We start from the raw sequence: 20,373 nt of genomic DNA, 5'->3' as shown, positions 1-20,373 counted from the left end.
CGGACGCTATTTGCGCTGGGCCAGGCCGTCGAGCGCCTGTGCGCGCAACAGCTCATTCGAGGCGGTGAAGGTCTGCTGGCGCAGTTGCGCGATTTGCGCGGCCCGATCGGCGTCCGACAGGCCGGCAAAGGCGTTGATGCGATCGCGTTCCCGGGTGTAGGCGTCGTAGCGGTTGCGCCAGTCGGCTTCTTCGCGGTTGCCCTGGATGAGGCGGTCGGCCACGAGGCTGTCCACGCCGCGGGCGGACAGGCGCTGGCGCATCTCGGCTTCGCTCATGCCCTGCTTGGTCCACGTTTCCATGTCGCTGGCGAGCTTGAGCGGGGCGGAGGCGTCCCGGCGCGCCTGCTGTACCGATGGCGGGAGATTGGCGTCGATGGCGGCGATCCTGGCCGCGCGCTGTTCCGGCGTGAGCGACGGGTCGGCCATCACAGCGAGGCGGTCGAGCGCGGCGGCGTCCATGGCGTCGTCGTCGCCATACCAGGCTTGGGCGACGTCTGCGCCAAGGTATTGGCGGCGCAGCGCGGTGCGGTCGCTCAACTGCTGGCGCAGCGTGGCGATCAGCTCGGGGCGCTGCTGGACCTGTTCGAGGCTCGGCTTGTTGCGGCTGGTGGCGCCGCTTTGAGCCGCCGCCTTGCGATAGGCCAGGTAGTGCTGCAGCAGCGATTGCGCCTCCGCCAGCGCCGGCGTGACCAGCTTGGCGCGCAGATGCGCCTCGGCCATCGACACACGCTGCGCCTCGGGCAGCGAGGCGGGCACGTCGAGGAAGTAGTCCAACACCGCGCGATTGGCGGCTTCGACGATGAGGTGGCCGCGCGTATCCACATGCAGGCCGTCCGGCGCCTGTGTATCGGCCAGCTCCGGTGCAGGCGCGGCCTGTGCCGAAGGTTCGGCGCCGACACTGCCGATGAAGGCGCCCTTGGTCGCCTGCGGCTGCGCCATGGGCACGTCAGGCGCCTCCGACGCATGCCACCAGTAAACCCCGCCCGCCATCGACACCGCCACCAACACGGCGACAACAAACGTCATGGGCTGTATCGAGGGCGATTGGGGCTTCATGGTGGCGAATGCGTTGGATGGTCGGGTGGTCGGGTGGTCGAATGGCCGGCTGGTCAGAGACCGGCCGTCTTCAGTCGATTGGCTTGGGTGCGGATCACCGCAACCGGGTCGGCCGCGCCCCAGCCGATCAGGCCGAGCAGCTGGTTGACCTCATCGAGGTGATTCCATGCGTAATCCGTCGACAAGACCTGCCCAAACTTCGCGCTGCACACGGAGACGAGCCCGTCGTTGGTTCCCGAGCCACGCGCCTGCATGACGCCGCCGCTGAAAACGAGCACCGGATCAAACAGGTCGAGCACGTTGGTGGCGGTGGAGCGGCCCGTCCACGAATACAGCTTCTGCACGTTGGCGTTGCGCACGTCGGTAGCGCTGCCGGTGTTGCAACCGCTGGCAAGGCCCGCGCTGGGGAACGCCTTGTTGAAATCGGCCGCGCCCGACGTCGACAGAATATGCAGTGCCGCAAAGCCATTCTGTGGATTGCTGTTGCCGTTGAACCAGCCGAGCACCGAGCCGAATACATCAGCGCCGAGGTTCACGAGCGCTTGAAACGGGGCCGGTGTCGACTCCACGAAGTCCGCAAACTCCGAACCCTTGTGAGGCGTGCCGATGGTGGTGACCGAGGCCACGAGGTTCGGCACGACGGCCGCGGCGTAGCGCGACGTCAGCCCGCCCTGGCTGTGCCCGATCAGGTTGACCTTGGCGGCGCCCGTGGTGGCAAGCACGCTGCGGATCTGGCTGACGAGCTGTTCGCCGCGCACGGTTTCATCGTTGAAGGCGGAAACATCGGCCACGTAGACGTTGGCACCGTTGGCGCGCAGGTCTTCCGGAATCTGATACCAGTAGTCGACCACGCCGAGGAACTTGCTGGTGCCTGAAAGCCCATGCACCAGCACGATCGGGTACTTGGTTGCGGCATAGGTGCCGGCCGCCTGCGCCGGTGCGGCGGTACCGAGTGTGAGGGCGGATGTGACCAAAACGGCGGCTGCAGCGTGCGTGCGCAGGAAGCCGCGCACTGATCCATACACAGCATGGAGCAGGGAAGTCTGTGACATTCGGTTGTCTCCTGGACATTGGATAGGTGGTCGACCTCTATGGGCCGATCGCCCTCCGTTATCCGAAGCGCCGTGTCCGACGTCAACTGAAGTGGAGGTTTGGCTCTAATGCTGCGCTGCCGCGTGCGCAAACAAAAACCGGAGGGTGAGCCTCCGGTTGAGTAGGGTGCGATGCAGCAACGTGCCGTTCTTATTCCTATTCCTCTTGAAACGCTTCCTCGCGTTTTCTGTTGATGGCGGGCAGCGCCACCAGCAAGACGAGGATGCCTGCCGCAATCAGCAGCCCAAGCGACAGCGGTCGCGTCACAAACGTAGAGAAATCCCCGCGCGAGAGCAGCAGCGCGCGGCGGAAGTTCTCTTCCATCATCGGCCCCAGCACGAAGCCGAGCAGCATGGGCGCCGGTTCGCAGCGAAGCTTGACGAACATGTAGCCGATCAAGCCGAAGAGCGCCGTCTGGAAGATATCGAACGTCGTGTTCGACACCGAATACACGCCGATGCAGCAGAACACCAGAATGGCCGGATACAGGAAGCGATACGGCACCTTCAGCAGGCGCACCCACACGCCGATCATCGGCAGGTTCAGCACGATCAGCATCAGGTTGCCGATCCACATCGAGGCGATGAGGCCCCAGAACAGCGCGGGGTTGCTGGTCATGACCTGCGGGCCGGGCTGGATATTGTGGATCGTCATCGCGCCGACCATCAGAGCCATCACGGCGTTGGGCGGAATGCCGAGCGTGAGCAGCGGAATGAACGACGTCTGCGCCGCGGCGTTGTTGGCTGATTCGGGGCCGGCTACGCCCTCGATGGCGCCCTTGCCGAATTCGCTCGAATACTTCGAGGTCTTCTTCTCCAGCGAGTACGACGCGAACGACGCCAGCGTCGCGCCGCCGCCCGGCAGGATGCCCAGCACCGAGCCGAGCGCCGTGCCGCGCAGCACCGCCGGGATCATCCGCTTGAAGTCTTCGCGGCTGGGCCACAGGTTGCGGACGTGCTCGACGAAGGTTTCGCGGTGTTCCTTCTGTTCGAGGTTGGCGATGATCTCGGCAAAGCCGAACACGCCCATCGCCACCGACACGAAGTTCAGCCCGTCAGCCAGCTCCGGCACGTCAAACGAATACCGCGCGGTGCCCGAGTTCACATCGGTGCCGACGAGGCCGAGCAGCAGGCCCAGCACGATCATCGCAATCGCCTTGACGAGCGAGCCCGACGCCAGCACGACCGCGCCGATCAGGCCCAGCACCATCAACGAGAAATATTCCGCCGGCCCGAAGTTGAACGCGAATTCGGACAGCGGCGTGGCAAATGCGGCCAGCACCAGCGTGGCCACGCAGCCCGCGAAGAACGAGCCGAGGCCGGCGGTGGCCAGCGCCACGCCCGCGCGTCCGCGCCGGGCCATCTGGTAGCCGTCGATGGTGGTCACCACCGAGGAGGATTCGCCCGGCAGATTGACGAGGATGGCCGTGGTGGAGCCGCCGTACTGCGCGCCGTAGTAAATGCCGGCCAGCATGATGAGCGCGGCCACCGGCGGTAGCGCGTACGTGGCCGGCAGCAGCATCGCAATCGTCGCGATGGGGCCCAGGCCCGGCAGTACGCCGATCAACGTACCGAGCACGCAGCCGATGAACGCGTAGATCAGGTTCTGGATGGAAAGCGCTGTGGAGAAGCCCAGCGCGAGATTGGCAAAGAGGTCCATGGTGTCGTGCGCCTCTCGCTCAATTGCCGATGAAGGCCGGCCACACCGGGAACTGCAGCTTGAGCCCGTATATGAAGGCCGCGAGGCTCATCACCACCATCACGATGGCGGTGCCGGCTGCGCCCTTGAGCGTGAACTCGTGACTGGCCATGCTGGAGACGAAGACGAGCACCACCAGCGACAGCACCAGCCCCAGTGGTTGCAGCAGAAGCCCGAACAGCACCACGGAACCGAGAATCCACAGCAGCGTCTTGACGTCCCAACGCGGAATGCGGTCGACCACGCCCTTGCGCGACAGCGATTGCACGAGCACCACCACGCCCAGCAGCACGAGCACCACGCCCAGCCAGAACGGGAAATAGCCCGGGCCCATGCTGCCGGCCGTGCCCATGCGGTAGCTGCGCGCCAGAATGGCAAACGCCGCGCCGGCGACGATGAACATGATGCCGGATGCAAAGTCCTGGTGACTGCGGATCACCGGACGACCTTGTGGATCGTTCTGCAAGTCTGGTCTCCTCGGGGGTGGCGTACCGCGCCGCGTATGGCGGGCCGCCTTGTACCTGGTAAGGCGACCAAGTTTGCACGCTAAGCAGACCGGCTTTCAAGCACCTTGCGGAGGGGATGTCGGGCCGCGTCGTGAGCCGGCGCGGCGCCCGGGCAACCGATTCAGGGTTTGTCCCTAGCGTTGCATTACATGCCGATACCGCGCGCCATCAGCACGGCGGCCAGCGGAATGAAGATGATCAGGTGCGACTCGATCATGACCCAGCGGCGCGTCTTGGCGATCTCCGACGGTGTGGGCACGAAGTCGGGCAACGTCTTGCCTTGCTTGTTCCAGCGCAGGATGTTGATGGTCGGAACGATCGACAGCAGCCCCACGAGAATGAACAGGCCCACCTTGATGTGGAAGATCGGGTTGTGCACGTAAAACGCGTAGCCCTTGGCTCCGTAAAGCACACGCAGCCCGCCAGTGATCAGCACCGCGACGGCCGCAACGCCGTACACAGCGTCATACCGTCCCAGGCGTTTGCGAATCTCGGGCGTCATGCCCGGGCGCAGCACCACGGCCTCGGCGGTGAGAAAGACGATCAGCGTGAAGATCGAGATGTAATGCAGGTAAGCCAGCAACGCATCAAGCCACATGTTGACCTCGTCAGGGTGGGGAAAGGGTTGGCGCGCAATGCCACGGCTCAGATCACGCCGCGTCCGCGCAGGGTTTCGATCTGATCCGCGTTCAGATTCAGCACGTCGCGCAGCACGGCCTCGGTGTGTTCGCCCAGCAGCGGCGGATGGCTTGTAGCCTTGGGCGGCGTGGCGCTCATCTTGACCGGGCTGCCCACCAGCTTGACGGCGCCGGCGCTCGGGTGAGGCAGGTCGACGCGCAGGCCGCGCGCCTGCACTTGCTCGTTGTCGAACACCTCGTCGAGCGAATTGATCGGGCCACACGGCACGCCGGCGGCTTCGAGCTTGTCGATCCATTCGCCTTTGCTCAGGCGCTTGACCATCTCGGCCAGGATCGGCACCAGCACGTCGCGGTTGGCCACGCGCTGCGGGTTGGTGGCAAAGCGCGGGTTGTCGGCCAGCTCGGGCATGCCGCCCGCATCCACAAAGCGCCGGAACTGGCCGTCGTTGCCGACCGCTACGATGATCCAGCCATTGGCGGCCTGGAACGTCTGATACGGCACGATATTCGGATGCGCATTGCCCCAGCGCTTGGGCGCCTGGCCGCTGGCGAGGTAGTTGGTGTTCATGTTGGCCAGCATGGCGACCTGCACGTCGAGTAGCGCCATGTCGATGTACTGGCCCTCGCCGGTGCGGTCGCGGTGCGCAAGCGCAGCCAGCACGGCGACGGTGGCGTACATGCCGGTCATCAAATCGGAGATGGCCACGCCGGCCTTTTGCGGGCCGCCGCCGGGCAGGTCGTCGCGCTCGCCGGTCAGGCTCATGAAGCCGCCCATGCCCTGCACGATGAAGTCGTAGCCAGCGCGGGCGGCGTAAGGGCCGGTCTGGCCGAAGCCCGTGATGGAGCAGTAGACGAGGTCAGGCTTCACCGCCTTGAGCGATGCGTAGTCGAGCCCGTATTTCTTGAGCTGGCCGACCTTGTAGTTCTCGAGCACCACATCGGCGTGCGCGGCGAGCTTGCGCACGATGTCCTGGCCCTCGGGCGTGCTGATGTCGACCGTGATGGAGCGCTTGTTTCGATTGGCGGCGAGGTAATAGGCGGCTTCGGCGGTGTTGTTGCCCGCCTCGTCCTGGAGCCAAGGCGGGCCCCATGTGCGCGTGTCGTCGCCGGCGCCGGGGCGCTCCACTTTGATGACGTCCGCCCCAAAATCGGCAAGGTTCTGCGCGCACCAGGGGCCGGCAAGCACGCGGGTCAGGTCGAGAACACGAAGATGGCTCAGAGCGCCCATGGATTGACAAATCGACACGATTGGATCGGGTGCACTCTACACCACGCCCCGGTGGCGTCGCAGCCCCTTGCGACCAAGCGCGGAAAATGCGGCGCAGAATGGACGCGACCCGGGCGCGAACCCCGTATAATCAACGGTTTGCACTAATCCAAGGCGCTCAGGAGCGGGATGCTCCAAGGCGCAATGCTGACTCGGCACCCCGCGACATGAAAGCCTCCGATATCCGCCAAAAATTCCTGACGTTCTTCGAGACGAAGGGCCACACCGTGGTGCGCTCCTCGCCGCTGGTGCCGGGCAACGACCCGACGCTGCTGTTCACCAACTCCGGCATGGTGCAGTTCAAGGACGTCTTTCTCGGTACCGACAAGCGCCCGTACGTGCGCGCGGCGTCCGTGCAGCGCTGCCTGCGCGCCGGCGGCAAGCACAACGACCTGGAAAACGTCGGCTACACCGCGCGTCACCACACGTTCTTCGAAATGCTCGGCAACTGGTCGTTCGGCGACTACTTCAAGCGCGACGCACTCGTGTGGGCGTGGGAGCTGTTGACGCAGGAATACAAGCTGCCGGCCGAGAAGCTGTGGGCCACCGTCTACCAGACCGACGACGAGGCCTACGACATCTGGACCAAGGTCATCGGCCTGCCGCCCGAGCGCGTCGTGCGCATCGGCGACAACAAGGGCGCGCCGTATGCCTCCGACAACTTCTGGCAGATGGCCGAAACCGGCCCGTGCGGCCCGTGCTCGGAAATCTTCTACGACCACGGCCCGGACGTGTGGGGCGGCCCCCCGGGAAGCCCGGAAGCCGACGGCGACCGCTACATCGAAATCTGGAACAACGTGTTCATGCAGTTCGATCGCCAGCTGGATCCGGCGACCGGCGAATACACGCTGACCCCGCTGCCCGCACCGTGCGTCGACACCGGCATGGGCATGGAGCGTCTGGCTGCGATCCTGCAGCACGTGCACAGCAACTACGAGATCGACCTGTTCCAGGCGCTCATCGCCGCTGCCGCGCGCGAGACGAACACCAAGGATCTGGCCAACAACTCGCTGCGCGTGATTGCCGACCACATCCGCGCATGCTCGTTCCTGATCGTCGACGGCGTGATCCCGGGCAATGAAGGCCGCGGCTATGTGCTGCGCCGCATCATCCGCCGCGCCATCCGCCACGGTTACAAGCTCGGCTGCCGCGCAGCGTTCTTCCACAAGCTGGTGGACGACCTCGTTGCGCAGATGGGCGACGCCTATCCGGAACTGCGTGAGGCGCGCGACCGCGTGGTCGAAGTGCTGCGCACGGAAGAAGCCCGCTTCTTCGAGACCATCGAGCACGGCATGTCGATTCTGGACGCCGCGCTGGGCGAGCTGAAAACCTCGGGTGCCAAGATGCTCGACGGCGAACTGGCCTTCAAGCTGCATGACACCTACGGCTTCCCGCTGGACCTGACGCAAGACGTCTGCCGCGAGAACGACGTGATCGTCGACGAAGCGGCCTTTGACGCCGCCATGAACCGCCAGCGCGAGCAGGCACGCGCGGCCGGCAAGTTCAAGATGGCCGCCGGCACGCTCGACTACACCGGCGACAAGACCACGTTCCACGGCTACGACCAGCTGGTGCGCGAAACCGCGCGGGTGACGGCGCTGTTTGTGGATGGCGCATCGGTGCAGGAAATGCACCCGGGCCAGACCGGCGTGGTGGTGCTGGATCACACCCCGTTCTATGCGGAATCGGGCGGGCAGGTTGGTGACCAGGGCACGCTCAAGGCCGCGACCGTCTGGTTTGACGTGGCGGACACGCTGAAGGTGCAGCCGGAAGTGTTCGGCCACCACGGCGAGCTGCGCACCGGCGTGCTGAAGGTGGGCGATGCCGTGTCGGCCGAAGTCGACGCGGTGCGCCGCGCGCGCACCATGCGCAACCACTCGGCGACGCACCTGATGCACAAGGCGCTGCGCGAAGTGCTGGGCAGCCACGTGCAGCAGAAGGGCTCGCTGGTCGATGCGGAAAAGACGCGCTTCGACTTCTCGCACAACGCACCGATGACGCCGCTGCAAATCCGCGAAGTGGAAGCGCGCGTCAACGCAGAAATTTTCGCCAACGCGGCCACGAGCGCGCAGCTCATGGGCTTTGACGACGCGGTCAAGAATGGCGCGATGGCGCTCTTCGGCGAGAAGTACGGCGACGAAGTGCGCGTGCTCTCGATCGGTTCGTCGAAGGAACTGTGTGGCGGCACGCACGTGGCGCGCACGGGCGATATCGGCCTGTTCAAGATCGTGAGCGAGTCGGGCGTGGCAGCGGGCATCCGCCGCGTGGAAGCCATCACCGGCGACAACGTGCTGCACTACCTGCAGACGCTCGATACGCGCATCAACGAAGCGGCCGCCGCGCTGCGTGCGCAGCCGTCGGAATTGACGCAGCGCATCGTGCAGGTGCAAGACCAGGTCAAGACGCTCGAGAAGGAACTGGAGCGCCTGAAATCGAAGCTGGCCGCAAGCCAGGGCGACGAACTCGTGAGCCAGGCCGTGGACGTGGCCGGCATCAAGGTGCTGGCTGCCAAGCTGGACGGCGCCGATGCCAAGACGCTGCGCGAGACCATGGACAAGCTCAAGGACAAGCTGCAGACGGCAGCCATCGTGCTGGGCAGCGTGAGCGACGGCAAGGTCGCGCTGATTGCCGGCGTGACGGCTGACGCCACGGCCAAGGTCAAGGCCGGCGAGCTGGTCAACTTTGTCGCCCAGCAGGTCGGCGGCAAGGGCGGCGGCCGCCCGGACATGGCCCAGGCCGGCGGCACGGAGCCGGACAACCTGCCGCAGGCGCTGGCCGGTGTGGCAGCGTGGGTCCAGCAGAAGGTCTGATGTAACGCCTTCGCACCGCATGCGCTGAACGGCGCGCGTTCCTGACAACGGGGCGCGCGCCGTTTTGTTTTGGGGCGATCAGGGCGGCGGTGCGGTTTCCCGCTGGAAGACGCGCAGGCGCTCATTTCGGTCGCCATGGCGGGCGCCCGACCAGAACAGGGTCCACTCCATTCCGGGCGTTCGCGCGTGCGTATGGCTGTCCTGGACGATCAGCCATCGGCAATGCTGTGCGGTGGATTGTCCAACGGGCTGGTGCAGGATGCCGGTGAAGTAGCGCAGCATGGGCGCCTCCGATTCGCCCAGATGCAGGCTCGCCATGCAGTCATCCATGCGCCAGGCGGGGGCCAGCTTGACGCCGAGGCTGTCGAACACGGAGCGATAGCTTTTGGCTTCGTCCAGCCACGGCAGGAGCAGCGTGCCGATCAAGCCCCAGCCGACCAAGGCACCGGCCGCCCATGACATTGCCCCGCGCCATACGCCGGCCGCTTTCAGGCGCGGCAGCAGCCAGAGCCATCCCACTGTGAGGGCCAGCGCCGCGGCCACGAGCGTTGGCTGGATCGGCAAGATCCAATCGACCGGCAACCAGCGGTCGAGCCAGCGCAGACCTGCATGCGATGTGCTTTCCGTCATGACGGCCCACAGCAGCCACGCAAGCAGCACGAGACCGCCGAACAGCGCCCGACTGAGGTAATCCCACGCGATGTGCACGCGCATCGGCAGCCGCGACATGGCGCGCTGTCCCAGCATTGCCAACGGCACGATGAACGGCAGCAGGTACAACGGACGGGCCGTCGCCGAGACTTGGAGCGCCAGCAGCCCCACCGCCGCGAACACGAGCGGCAGCGCCACGTGCGGTGTGCGCCAGTCTCGCCATGCGCCGCGGGCCAGCGCGACGAGCGCAAGCGGGCCGGCGGGAAACCCGATGGTCAGCAGCGAATGCCAGACGTAGAACGGATCGTCATTCTCCGCGCCCAGCACCGGCACGGAGAAGCCCAGGAAGCGTCCGATGTTGTTGTCCCAGAACCAGACCTGAAAGAGGTCCGGCGCACGCAAATAGAAAAGCGTTGGCCAGATCGTGGCGAACGGAAGGAAGACGAGCGCCGCCGTGCCGAGTTGTCGTGCGAATACGCGACTACGGCAGGCCGGCAGCAATACGCCAGCGCCGGCGATCGTGATGCAGAACACCAGCGGAATGAATACGCCCTTGGCCAGCAGCGCCATCCCCATGCCAAGGCCGAGCAGCCATGCCGAGCCGCGAGCACGCGTTGCCGGCTGCACGCATTCGAACAAGCCGCAGAAACCGATGGCGGTGCCTGCCAGCAATGCCACGTCGGTAATCATCTCGTGGGCGTGCTTGACGACGATCAGCGAGCCTGCGGACAGCGCCACCGTGCCGAGCACGCGCGCATCCGTCCATGAAGCTGCGCCTGTGGCGGCCCGTGCGAGCCGCGCCGTAAAGGCAAGCGCCAGTCCGGCAAACAGTGCGCTCGCGAGCCGCGCGGCGTCGTGCGCGGGCAGCACGTCTGCCAGCAGCCAGACCAGCGTGCTGGCCACCCACGCATAAAGCGGCGGCTTTTCGACAAAGGGTTGGCCTGCGTTGACCGGCACGATTGGGTCTCCGGTTGCCACCATGTGCTGGACGATGCCGAACGTGTAGGTTTCGTCCTGCTTCCACGGGTCGTGGCCGAGCGTGCCGGGTAACAGGTAGGCGCAGGCGACCAGTGCGACGAGAAGCCATTTGCGCAACACACGCCAGGGCCATGCGCGCACGGATGGCGCTGCCGGCGTGATCACCCCGCCTGTGGCAAGCAGGGCAGGATGGGCGGTGAAGTCACGCGCGTGCGTGGTCGCGGCGGGCGCGTGTGCGCTCCGCCGTCCAGGGCGTGTGGGTTCCTGCATGGTGCGAGGGTTTCCGGTTGGCCGGATGCGGCCCGGAAGAAGGTTGGCCGATCGGCTTGGATGTCAGACAGAACGCCCCGACCCGGTCTGGCGGGGCGTTGTGGAGTACATCACGCGCAACTTACGGAGACCCTGAGCGGCGCGTCAGAAAGCTGAGCAACGGATTTCAGCGGGCGCGCCGAGCGGCTTTCAGGGCAGGGGGCGCCCCGCGGTGGGGCTTGTCTGCATCGCAAGGACAAGCTCGGGAACGGTGCCCGGCTGGAGACAGGCGCCGCCATGGCCTATACCGGAACACGTTGCCGATTGCGTAGAGATTGTGTGCCCCCTGGCAGGCAATTTGCATCGGTGGCGCGCGCTGTTCCCCACAGCGCGGGTTGACCCCATCCCTATCCCCAAAATCCGAGGAGAACCATGAGCGTCCTATCTGACAAGGTTGACGCCCCGCCACCGCAGCCGCCGCACCGGCTGCTCGGGCGCAAAGGCAAACGATTGGCGCGTGCCGTCGCGGTTGGCGCATTGCTCGCGGCGGGCGTTGGCGCGTCGACGCAGCCGGGTGCGCAACTCGCACCGGAATCGCATGCGCGCAAGGTCAAGGTGCTGATCATCAGCATGTTCGCGCCCGAGGCGCAGCCGTGGATCGACAAGCTTGGCCTCACGCAGGATGTGCCGGTGCCGGGCCTGTCCATCGACTATCCGAACGTGCATTGCAACGCCAGCGACGTCTGCCAGCTCACCACCGGCATGGGCAAGGCGAATGCCGCGTCGTCGGTGTCGGCGCTGATCTACAGCGGCAAGTTTGATCTGCAGCGCACGTACTTCCTCGTGGCGGGCATTGCGGGGATCGACCCGTCGCAGGGCACGCTCGGCAGCGCCGCGTGGGCGCGCTTCCTGGTCGACAGCGACATCGCGTGGGAGATCGATGCGCGCGAGGTGCCCGCCAGCTGGCCGAACGGTTTCATCGGCATCAACACGCAAGGCCCCGGGCAGAAGCCGCCGCTGGATTACAAGACCGAAGTCTTTCGCGTGAACGAGGCGCTGCTGCAGAAGGCGCTGGCGCTCTCCAAGGGCGCGGTGCTGGATGACAACGCCACCGCGCGGGCTTATCGCGCCAACTATCCGAGCGCACCGGCCAACCAGCCGCCCTCTGTCGTGCAATGCGACACCGCTGCCGGCAACACGTACTGGCACGGCGCCAAGCTGGGCGAGCGTGAAGCTGCGTGGGTCAAGCTGCTGACGGACGGGCAGGGCACCTACTGCACCACGCAGCAGGAAGACAACGCCACGTTCGAGGCGCTCACGCGCGGTGCGAAGGCGGGCCTGCTCGATCTGCAGCGCGTGGCCGTGCTGCGCACCGCATCCAACTTCGATCGGCCGTATCCGGGGCAGACGCCGTACGACTCGCTGGTCAACAGCAACTCGGGCGGGTTCGTGCCGTCGCTCAACAACCTGTACCTGGCGGGCGGTCCGCTGGTCAACGAGATCGTCACGCGCTGGAGCGTGTGGAAACACGGAGTGCCCTCGCCATGATCGATTCCCGACTCAAGATGCCCATGCCGCGTTTGCGTACGATCGCGAAGCTCTGCGCCGTCGGTGCCGCAGCGCTGACCTTGAACAGCTGCGCGTATGACGGAGTGAAGGTCATCGTCATCAACATGTTCCAGGGCGAAGCCCAACCCTTTATCGACCGCTACGACCTGAAGGAGAAGGTCTATATCTCCGGCCTGTCGCCCGATGCGCCGAACATGCTGTGCAACTACGACGGCATCTGCCAGGTCACTACGGGCATGGGCTATGCGAATGCCGCGTCGACGATTTCCGCGCTGCTCTATCGCAGCAAGCTGGACCTCTCGCACACGTACTTTGTGATTGCCGGCATTGCGGGCATCGATCCGGGGCAGGGGACGGTCGGCTCGGCGGCGTGGGCGCGGTATGCGGTTGATTACGGCCTGTCGCACGAGATCGATGCGCGCGAGATGCCGGCCGGCTGGCCGTACGGCTACTTCGGCATCGGCACCAAGGGCCCCGGCCAGAAGCCGCCGATGGACTACCGCACCGAGGTGTTCCAGCTCAACGAGACGCTGCTGCAGAAGGCGTACACGCTGTCGAAATCGGCGACGCTGGAAGACAGCCCCGAGGCTATCGCCTTCCGTAAGAACTACGCGTATGCGCCGGCCAACCAGCCGCCTGCCGTCATCCAGTGCGACGTGGCTTCCGCCGACACATGGTGGGCCGGCCGCAACTTGGGCCAGCGGGCGCGTGACTGGGTGAAGACGATGACCGACAACAAGGGCACCTACTGCACGACGGCGCAAGAAGACAACGCCACGCTGGAAGTCCTGACGCGCGGCGCCCGTGCCGGCAAGGTCGACTTCAGCCGTGTGGCATTGCTGCGCGCCGGGTCCGACTTTGATCGTCCATACGACGGCCAGAGCGCCTCCGACGGGCTCATCAACTATGCGCAGCAGGGCGGTTTCGTGCCGGCCACGCACAATCTCGTCAATGCGGCCAAGCCGTTGTTGGACGACATCGTGCAGCACTGGCCCCAGTGGAAACAGGGGGTGCCGGCGAATTAACAGTTGCTGACATCACATTTCAATCTATATAATGCGAATCATTCTCATTTGATGGAAGGCCACGGGCGAATGCCCACCCGCTGACCATCGCTCCAGCCGGGCGAGCCAGCGGGTTTCCACCTGCCAGCCAACAGACCGACGCGCCGCGTGATGTTTTGCGGCGCGTTTTCTCTTCTCTCAGCGCATTGCCGCGCGTCCGGTTTCGCCAATCCTGATCGACTCTGTTGCCTGCGATGAACCGTCATCTCACGGCCCGCGCTTTCTCCTGCGCGCTGGCCGCCATTCCTCTTGCCGTTTCCACATTGGCGCATGCCGAAGCAGGCCAGCCGGCCGCAGGCAGCGCCACGGTGGACCTCAACGAGACGACCATCACGGCAGGCAGCCAGCGGGGCTTTGCGGCCAGTACGGCGCAGGTTGGGGCGTTCCGCGGCATGGCGTTGCGCGACATTCCTGCCACCGTGAACGTGGTCACGCGCGAGGCGCTCGACGCGCAGCAAGACACCTCGCTGTACGACGCGCTGCGCAATACGGCGGGCGTGACGCGCCAGCAGTTGTCGGGCGAAACGTTCGACAACCTCGCCATCCGCGGCGTGACGCTGGAGAACCGGACCAATTTCCGCTTCAACGGCTCGATGCCGATGGCAGCACTCACGGCGATCCCGCTGGAAGACAAGGAACGCGTGGAGGTGCTGAAAGGCGTGTCGGCGCTGTATTACGGCTACACGACGCCGGGCGGCGTGGTGAATCTCGTCACCAAGCGGGCGGGCAACACGCCGGTGACCACGCTCGGCATGCAGTTCGACAGCAACGGCACCGCTGTGGGCACGCTCGACGTCGGGCGCCGCTTCGGTGAAGACAATCAGTACGGCATTCGCTTCAACGCCGCGGGTGGCTCGTTGCAGTCGCCTACCAGCGGCATTGACGGCACGCGCCAGCTTGCCGCCGTGGCCTTCGACTGGAAGGTCAACAGCCGCCTGAGCCTGAAAGCCGACGTGGAATATTCGCGCAAGGTCATCACCGAGCAGTCGGTGGTGACGCTGCCCGCCGCGAAAAACGGGGTGATCACCTTGCCAGCCATGCCCGACCCGAGCAAACGCATTTCGCCGGGCTGGGCCGACTTTGATGGCAACAACACCAACGCGTTGCTGCGTGCCGATTACGCGCTCGCCGATGCGTGGCTGCTGACGGTGGAAGGCGGCATGTCGGAGACGGCGCGCACGCGGGCGTTTTCCGAATTTAAGCTGACCAACGCGCTGACGGGCGCCGGCACGCTGTCCGGCCAGCGCCAGAGCGGTCGCTGGAACACCAGCCACGTGCGCGCCGACGTTTCCGGTACGGAGAAGACGGGTTGGATCACGCATGACCTGACCTTCGGCGTTGCGCGTTCCGACATGCGCCAGGCGGCGGTGTACTCCGACCGCTTTTCTGGTGCACAGAATCTGTACAACCCTGTCGACCTCGGCTGGCTGCCGACCACCGGCACCGGTTTTACGGCCGAGCAGCGCGCCGTGGACACGGGCGTCTACGCGCTGGATCGCATGACGCTATCGGAGCACTGGCAAGTCATCGCCGGCCTGCGCTACACGCGCTACACCAGCGAGCAGGCGCCCAACCGCTACGAGGCCAGCAAGACCACGCCGCTGGGGGCCGTCATCTACAAGTTCACGCCTGCACTGTCGGCGTATGCGTCGTACGCGCAGGGCCTTGAAGCCGGAGCGCGGGCTCCGAACACGGCCGCCAATGCCAACGTGGCCATGCCGCCTGCGCTGTCCGAGCAGAAGGAAGTGGGCGTGCGCTACGAAACGCCGGCCGGCACGCAACTCGCCGCCGCTGTGTACGACATCGACCGCGCGGCGAGCTACACCAACGACGCGAACATCTTCGTGCAGGACGGCCGCGAGCGGATTCGGGGTGTCGAGCTGACCGCGCAGGGCCGCGTCACCAAGGACTTGTCGCTGCTGGCCTCGGCCGGCTGGACGGACGCGAAGTTCCGCGGTGTCGGCAACGGTCTCGACGGAAAAACGCCGGAAAACACGCCGCGCAGCACCGCCAGCGTTTTTGCCGAATACACATTGCCGATGCTGCGTTCTGTCTCGTTCAATGCGGGGGCGTACTACCTCGGCCCGCGCCCCGTGAACGACGCCAACCAGGCAGAGCTGGGCGGCACGACGCTCTTCAGTGCCGGCGTGCGCTACGTGACGCGCATCTCCGGCAAGCGGGCGACGCTGCAATTCAATGTCGACAACCTGACCGACAAGCGCTACTGGGCGGGCGCCGGCAACAACCGTCTGTCGATGGGCGCGCCGCGGCTCTTCAAGCTGGGCATGAAGATCGATCTGTGACCCGACCTCAGGCACCAGTGGCTTTTTTCACCGCCCCGAGTACTTCCATCGGCAGCGGGAAGACGATCGTCGAACTCTTGTCGCCCGCGATCTGCGTGAGCGTCTGCAGATAGCGCAGCTGAATCGCTTCCGGTTGCTGGGCCAGCATGCGTGCGGCTTCCAGTAGCTTTTCCGACGCCTGCAGTTCGCCTTCCGCGTGGATGACCTTGGCACGGCGTTCGCGTTCGGCCTCGGCCTGCCGGGCAATGGCGCGGATCATCGATTCGTTCAGATCGACGTGCTTGATCTCCACGTTCGCGATCTTGATGCCCCACGGGTCGGTCTGGATGTCGAGCACCTTCTGGATGTCGAGGTTGAGCTTTTCGCGCTCGGCCAGCATCTCGTCCAGTTCATGCTTGCCCAGGATGGCGCGCAGCGTGGTCTGTGCAAGCTGGCTCGTGGCTTCCAGGAAATTGGCAACGTGGATGATGGCGCGCTCCGGGTCGACCACGCGGAAATACACCACCGCATTGACCTTGACCGATACGTTGTCGCGCGAGATCACGTCTTGCGGCGGAACGTCCATCACCACGGTGCGCAGGTCTACGCGCACCATCTGTTGCACGGCGGGTATCAGCAGCACCAGCCCCGGCCCCTTCACGCGCCAGAAGCGGCCCAGCATGAACACCACGCCGCGTTCGTACTCGCGCAGTACCCGGAACGATGAGATCACCAGCAGCACAGCCACGAAGATCAGGCCGCCCGCGCTGAAGAATCCATAGATCATGTCCTTCTCCTCAGGATGAAGCTGGTACCACGCGGAGCGTCAGGCCGTGGCGCGCGGTCACGCGGACACGGTCGCCGCGCGCCATGGGGCCGTCGCAGTGCACGCGCCAGCGCTCGCCGCGCACCTGCGCCCAACCGGCGGCGGGGTCGCCAGCGTCGGTCGAGTCGAGTTCGAGCAATTCACCCGTCATGCCGATGATGGTGTCGCCGCCGCTCACATGGGGCCGGCGCCGCGCCCGCACCGCCATGCTGGAGAGCAGCAGGATCACCACGAGGCTCACGAGCGCCATCGACAGGATCAGCGGCAGCGGCACGCCGAAGCCCGGTGTCTGCGTATCGATCAGCATTACCGCGCCGAGGACGAAGGCCACGATACCGCCCACCCCAAGTGCCCCGAAGGTCGGCAGGAACGCTTCGGCCACCATGCAGCAAAGCCCAAGGGCGATCAGCGCAAGACCGGCGTAGCTGATCGGCAGCATCTGCAGCCCGTAGAGCGCGACCACGATGCAAACGGCACCGAGGATGCCCGGCACGACCATGCCCGGCGTCGAGAATTCGAAGATCAACGCATAGACACCCACCGTCAGCAGCAACAGCGCCAGGCTCGGGTCGGTAATGATGCCGAGGAAGCGATTGCGCCAGTCGGGCTCTAGCGTCACGGTGGGTGCGTCCGCGGTGTGCAGCGTGACCGTCCCCGCCGAGGTACGCAGCGCGCGGCCGTCCACCTGCCTGCGCAGGTCGGAAAGGCTGGCGGCGACCAGGTCGATCACATGCTGGCTGGCGGCCTCGGGGGCATCGAGGCTCACCGCCTCGCGCACAGCGCGCTCCGCCCATTCGGCGTTGCGACCGCGCAGTTGAGCAAGGCCGCGGATATACGCCGCCGCGTCGTGCATCTGCTTGCGGGCGAGGGTGTCTTCGTTGCTGGAAGGAGAGGCCGGCGCGCTGGCCGGCTTGGCGCCCTCGCCCGGCCCGGGGGCGTGGCCGCCCATGCCGATCGCCACGGGCGATGCCGCGCCCAGGTTGGTGGCCGGGGCCATCGCCGCAACATGACACGCATAGAGGATGTAGGTGCCCGCGCTGGCCGCCCGTGCACCGCCGGGGGCCACGTAGCCCGCCACCGGCACGGGCGACGCCAGGATGGCCTGGATGATCTGCCGCATGGACGCATCGAGCCCACCGGGTGTATCCATCTGCAGCACGACGAGCTGCGCACCCTGTTCGCGCGCCTGTTGCAACCCGCGGATCACGTAGGCGGCGCTGGCCGGCCCGATGGCACCGGTCACCGGCAACACGACGACCGGCGCGGCTGCCACGGCAAGGGTGGTCCAGACCGCGGCAACCGCCGCTGCCAACCATCCCATCCAATGCCGCATCCGCAACGACGGTCGCATCAGCGCCTCCGTCCGTGACTGCCGCCCTGTTTGCCCGATCAGACCTGCGGCACGGTCCCGATACCTGCTTTCAGTTTAGGCAGCAATGGCCTCGCGTGCGGGAAGGACCGCGCCCGCGTGCGGCTCGCCGAGCACCTGCACCAGCGCCTGCAGGGCAGGTCCGGCCATGTCGCGGTGCCACGCAAGCAGCGTGTCGACCCGCCCGGGCGTGCCCAGCGCGTGGACGCTGATTTCGGGGGCGTTTGTATACAGCTCCAGCACCGAGCGGGGCACTAGCGCCACGCCAATGCCGGCCGCCGCGCAAGCGATGATGGCGTGGTACGAGCCAAGCTCGAGCACGCGAGCCGGCACCACGCCGTCGGCCGCGAACCAGTCTTCGATCAACTGCCGATAGGCGCAGCCGGGCTCGAAGGCGAGCAGACCTGTGGTCTGTAAATCTGCGGCGCGCCGGATGGGCGGATGGGCGCGGTGTGCGATCAGCACCAATTCTTCGGCAAAGGCGGGCAGGGTGGTCATCGCAGCGCGGGTGTTGCTCAGACACGCTGTCTCGGCCACGAACGCGCAATCGACCTCGAAGTTCGATAGCGCCTGAATGGACTGGCGCGTGGTCATCGTCACGAGTTCGAGCTGTACGCGCGGCCAACGCTGATGCAGTGTGGCGAGGAGGGCGGGAAGGCGGCTCGCCGCTGTGCTTTCCATTGATGCAATACGCAAGCGTCCATGCGGTTCCTGCGGCTGCACGGCCTGGCGGGCCTCGGCGGCCAGGCGAAGGATGTCGTCGGCGTAGGTCAGCAGGGTCTGGCCAGCGGGGGTCACCACCATGCGCTTGCTCTCACGCACGAACAACTGCACACCCAGCGACGCTTCGAGCTGCCGGATGCGGGTCGTCACATTCGACTGCACGCGATTCAGTTGCTGCGCCGCCCGCGTGACACCGCCTTCGCGCACGACCGTCCGGAAGATCTCGAGCGAGGACAGATCCATGATGTATCTCAAAAGCTAATGGGTTCGTTCAATATAATTCATTTTTCAGGATGATCGGCCTTGCGTACGATGAAGTGCCGATTTCCTCATCCGGGCCTTCCATGGAGCACACGCTGTTGTCCTCGTCCGCTTTGTCCGCCGCGCATTCGAAGCGGGTCACCGCATGGCGCGTGGCGATTGCCGGTATGGTGGCGCTGTCCGTGGCAATGGGCATCGGCCGCTTCGCCTTTACGCCGATCCTGCCGATGATGCTGCACGACGGGAGCGTGACGCTCGCGCAGGGTAGCTGGCTGGCCGCCGGAAATTACCTTGGTTATTTCGTGGGCGCGCTGGCCTGCATGGCGGTGCGCGGCGACGCGGCGCGGCTCATCCGCACCGGCTTGATTGCAACGGTGCTGTTGACCGCTGGGATGGGCATGCTGCAAGGCCAGCCGGTCTGGTTCGTGCTGCGCTTTGCGGCAGGCATGGCCAGCGCTCTGGTGTTCGTCTTTACGGCGGGCTGGTGCCTGCATCGGCTGACCGAGCTTGGGCACGCAGCACTTGGCGGCATCATCTTCTGCGGGCCCGGCCTGGGCATCGCCATTCCGGGGCTGGCCGCCAGCGGCATGGTGGCGCTGGGTTGGCACGCAATGTCGGCATGGATGGCGTTTGGTGTGCTGTCGGCGCTTCTCTCAGCGGCCGTGTGGTCGACCATCCGGCCGGAAGCCCACGCGCATGCCGCTCCGGCGCCGGCGGCTTCGGGCACGACGCCCGGCCTGGATGCGCCCACCAGCGCGCTCACGATCGCCTACGGCCTGGCAGGCTTCGGCTACATCATCACCGCCACGTTTTTGCCGGTGATCGCCCGTAAGGTGCTGCCTGCGGGTTCAGTGTGGCCCGATCTGTTCTGGCCCATGTTCGGCGCGGGCGTCGCCCTCGGTGCGTTCCTCTCGACCCGGATCAGCTTGGCGCGCGATAACCGCTCGCTGCTGGCCAGCGCATACGCAATGCAGGCCGTTGCCGTGGGTATCAGCATCGTGTGGCCAACCGTGGCGGGGTTGGCGCTTTCCAGCACGCTGCTCGGCCTGCCGTTCACGGCGATCACGCTATTCGCCATGCGCGAGGCGCGCCGGCTCTGGCCGCATGCGGCGCCCCGTCTGATGGGGCTGATGACGGCCGCGTACGGCATCGGCCAGATCGCAGGGCCGCCGCTGGCAAACCGCCTGTTTGCCGCCACGGGCGGCTTCAATGCGTCGCTGGCAGTGGCGGCGGTGTCGCTGGTGGCGGGCGTGGTGATCTTCGTTGCGGTCAGGCGTGCGTCGCCCGCGCGTGCGTGATGCGCGGCATGTGAAGGCGCGCACCACGCAGTCGAC

15 protein-coding genes are annotated in these 20,373 nt (G+C 66.0%); 5 read left to right on the top strand and 10 right to left on the bottom strand.

From position 1 onward, the window contains the following. Positions 1 to 6: 6 nt before the first annotated feature. The 6 genes from N511_RS0102850 to N511_RS0102825 all read right to left on the bottom strand — a co-directional run bounded on the left by N511_RS0102850 (position 7) and on the right by N511_RS0102825 (position 6,218). Entirely contained in the window at positions 7 to 1,026 is a 1,020-nt protein-coding gene (locus N511_RS0102850; protein WP_231479563.1) for a lipase secretion chaperone, read from the bottom strand. An 83-nt stretch (positions 1,027 to 1,109) separates the two neighbouring features. Further along, positions 1,110 to 2,108 (bottom strand): lipase family alpha/beta hydrolase, encoded by a 999-nt coding sequence (locus N511_RS0102845; protein ID WP_027677913.1) that lies wholly within the window; start codon positions 2,106 to 2,108, stop codon positions 1,110 to 1,112. Between the two features lie 196 nt (positions 2,109 to 2,304). Continuing rightward, on the bottom strand, positions 2,305 to 3,807 hold the full coding sequence (locus N511_RS0102840) for a tripartite tricarboxylate transporter permease (protein WP_027677912.1): 1,503 nt from the start codon (positions 3,805 to 3,807) through the stop codon (positions 2,305 to 2,307). A 19-nt stretch (positions 3,808 to 3,826) separates the two neighbouring features. After that, the gene (locus N511_RS0102835; RefSeq protein ID WP_231479592.1) at positions 3,827 to 4,249 is read right to left on the bottom strand and encodes a tripartite tricarboxylate transporter TctB family protein; all 423 of its coding nucleotides are present in this window, start codon (positions 4,247 to 4,249) and stop codon (positions 3,827 to 3,829) included. Between the two features lie 248 nt (positions 4,250 to 4,497). Continuing rightward, positions 4,498 to 4,950: a DUF2214 family protein gene (locus N511_RS0102830; protein WP_027677910.1), complete on the bottom strand. Its 453-nt coding sequence runs from the start codon at positions 4,948 to 4,950 to the stop codon at positions 4,498 to 4,500. A 47-nt stretch (positions 4,951 to 4,997) separates the two neighbouring features. Continuing rightward, positions 4,998 to 6,218: a CaiB/BaiF CoA transferase family protein gene (locus N511_RS0102825; protein ID WP_027677909.1), complete on the bottom strand. Its 1,221-nt coding sequence runs from the start codon at positions 6,216 to 6,218 to the stop codon at positions 4,998 to 5,000. Between the two features lie 206 nt (positions 6,219 to 6,424). Here N511_RS0102825 and alaS point away from each other — a divergent pair, with 206 nt between their 5' ends. Next, positions 6,425 to 9,067: an alanine--tRNA ligase gene (alaS, locus tag N511_RS0102820; protein WP_027677908.1), complete on the top strand. Its 2,643-nt coding sequence runs from the start codon at positions 6,425 to 6,427 to the stop codon at positions 9,065 to 9,067. 78 nt (positions 9,068 to 9,145) lie between these two features. On the opposite strand, the gene N511_RS0102815 is transcribed toward alaS, so the two are convergent. Then, positions 9,146 to 10,966 carry an ArnT family glycosyltransferase gene (locus N511_RS0102815; RefSeq protein ID WP_027677907.1) on the bottom strand — a complete coding sequence of 607 codons (1,821 nt, stop codon included), beginning with the start codon at positions 10,964 to 10,966 and terminating at the stop codon, positions 9,146 to 9,148. Positions 10,967 to 11,377: 411 nt separating this feature from the next. Here N511_RS0102815 and N511_RS0102810 point away from each other — a divergent pair, with 411 nt between their 5' ends. From N511_RS0102810 to N511_RS0102800, 3 genes are all read left to right on the top strand, one after another. Further along, complete coding sequence (locus N511_RS0102810) at positions 11,378 to 12,493, top strand: purine-nucleoside phosphorylase (RefSeq protein WP_009238742.1); 1,116 nt, start codon at positions 11,378 to 11,380, stop codon at positions 12,491 to 12,493. Beyond that, a complete protein-coding gene (locus tag N511_RS0102805; RefSeq protein WP_051530814.1) occupies positions 12,490 to 13,539 on the top strand; it encodes a purine-nucleoside phosphorylase in 1,050 nt (349 codons plus the stop codon). The genes N511_RS0102810 and N511_RS0102805 overlap by 4 nt, the downstream gene beginning before the upstream one ends. A 233-nt stretch (positions 13,540 to 13,772) precedes the next feature. After that, entirely contained in the window at positions 13,773 to 15,881 is a 2,109-nt protein-coding gene (locus tag N511_RS0102800; RefSeq protein ID WP_027677905.1) for a TonB-dependent siderophore receptor, read from the top strand. A 7-nt stretch (positions 15,882 to 15,888) separates the two neighbouring features. Here N511_RS0102800 and N511_RS0102795 read toward each other — a convergent pair whose 3' ends face one another. The 3 genes from N511_RS0102795 to N511_RS0102785 form a co-directional block, all read right to left on the bottom strand. Beyond that, positions 15,889 to 16,647: a slipin family protein gene (locus tag N511_RS0102795; RefSeq protein WP_027677904.1), complete on the bottom strand. Its 759-nt coding sequence runs from the start codon at positions 16,645 to 16,647 to the stop codon at positions 15,889 to 15,891. Between the two features lie 10 nt (positions 16,648 to 16,657). Further along, the gene (locus tag N511_RS0102790; protein WP_027677903.1) at positions 16,658 to 18,037 is read right to left on the bottom strand and encodes an NfeD family protein; all 1,380 of its coding nucleotides are present in this window, start codon (positions 18,035 to 18,037) and stop codon (positions 16,658 to 16,660) included. Between the two features lie 75 nt (positions 18,038 to 18,112). Then, positions 18,113 to 19,021, bottom strand: a complete 909-nt coding sequence (locus N511_RS0102785; RefSeq protein WP_027677902.1) for a LysR family transcriptional regulator — start codon at positions 19,019 to 19,021, stop codon at positions 18,113 to 18,115. Between the two features lie 101 nt (positions 19,022 to 19,122). On the opposite strand from N511_RS0102785, the gene N511_RS0102780 reads away from it, so the two are divergent. Continuing rightward, positions 19,123 to 20,337 (top strand): YbfB/YjiJ family MFS transporter, encoded by a 1,215-nt coding sequence (locus N511_RS0102780; RefSeq protein WP_027677901.1) that lies wholly within the window; start codon positions 19,123 to 19,125, stop codon positions 20,335 to 20,337. Positions 20,338 to 20,373: the final 36 nt, after the last annotated feature.

Origin of the sequence: Ralstonia sp. UNC404CL21Col, assembly GCF_000620465.1 — a bacterium.
GTDB classification, from domain to species: Bacteria; Pseudomonadota; Gammaproteobacteria; order Burkholderiales; family Burkholderiaceae; genus Ralstonia; species Ralstonia flatus.
Note: the sequence above shows the minus strand (reverse complement) of the source record. Positions and strands in the feature narration are given on the sequence as shown.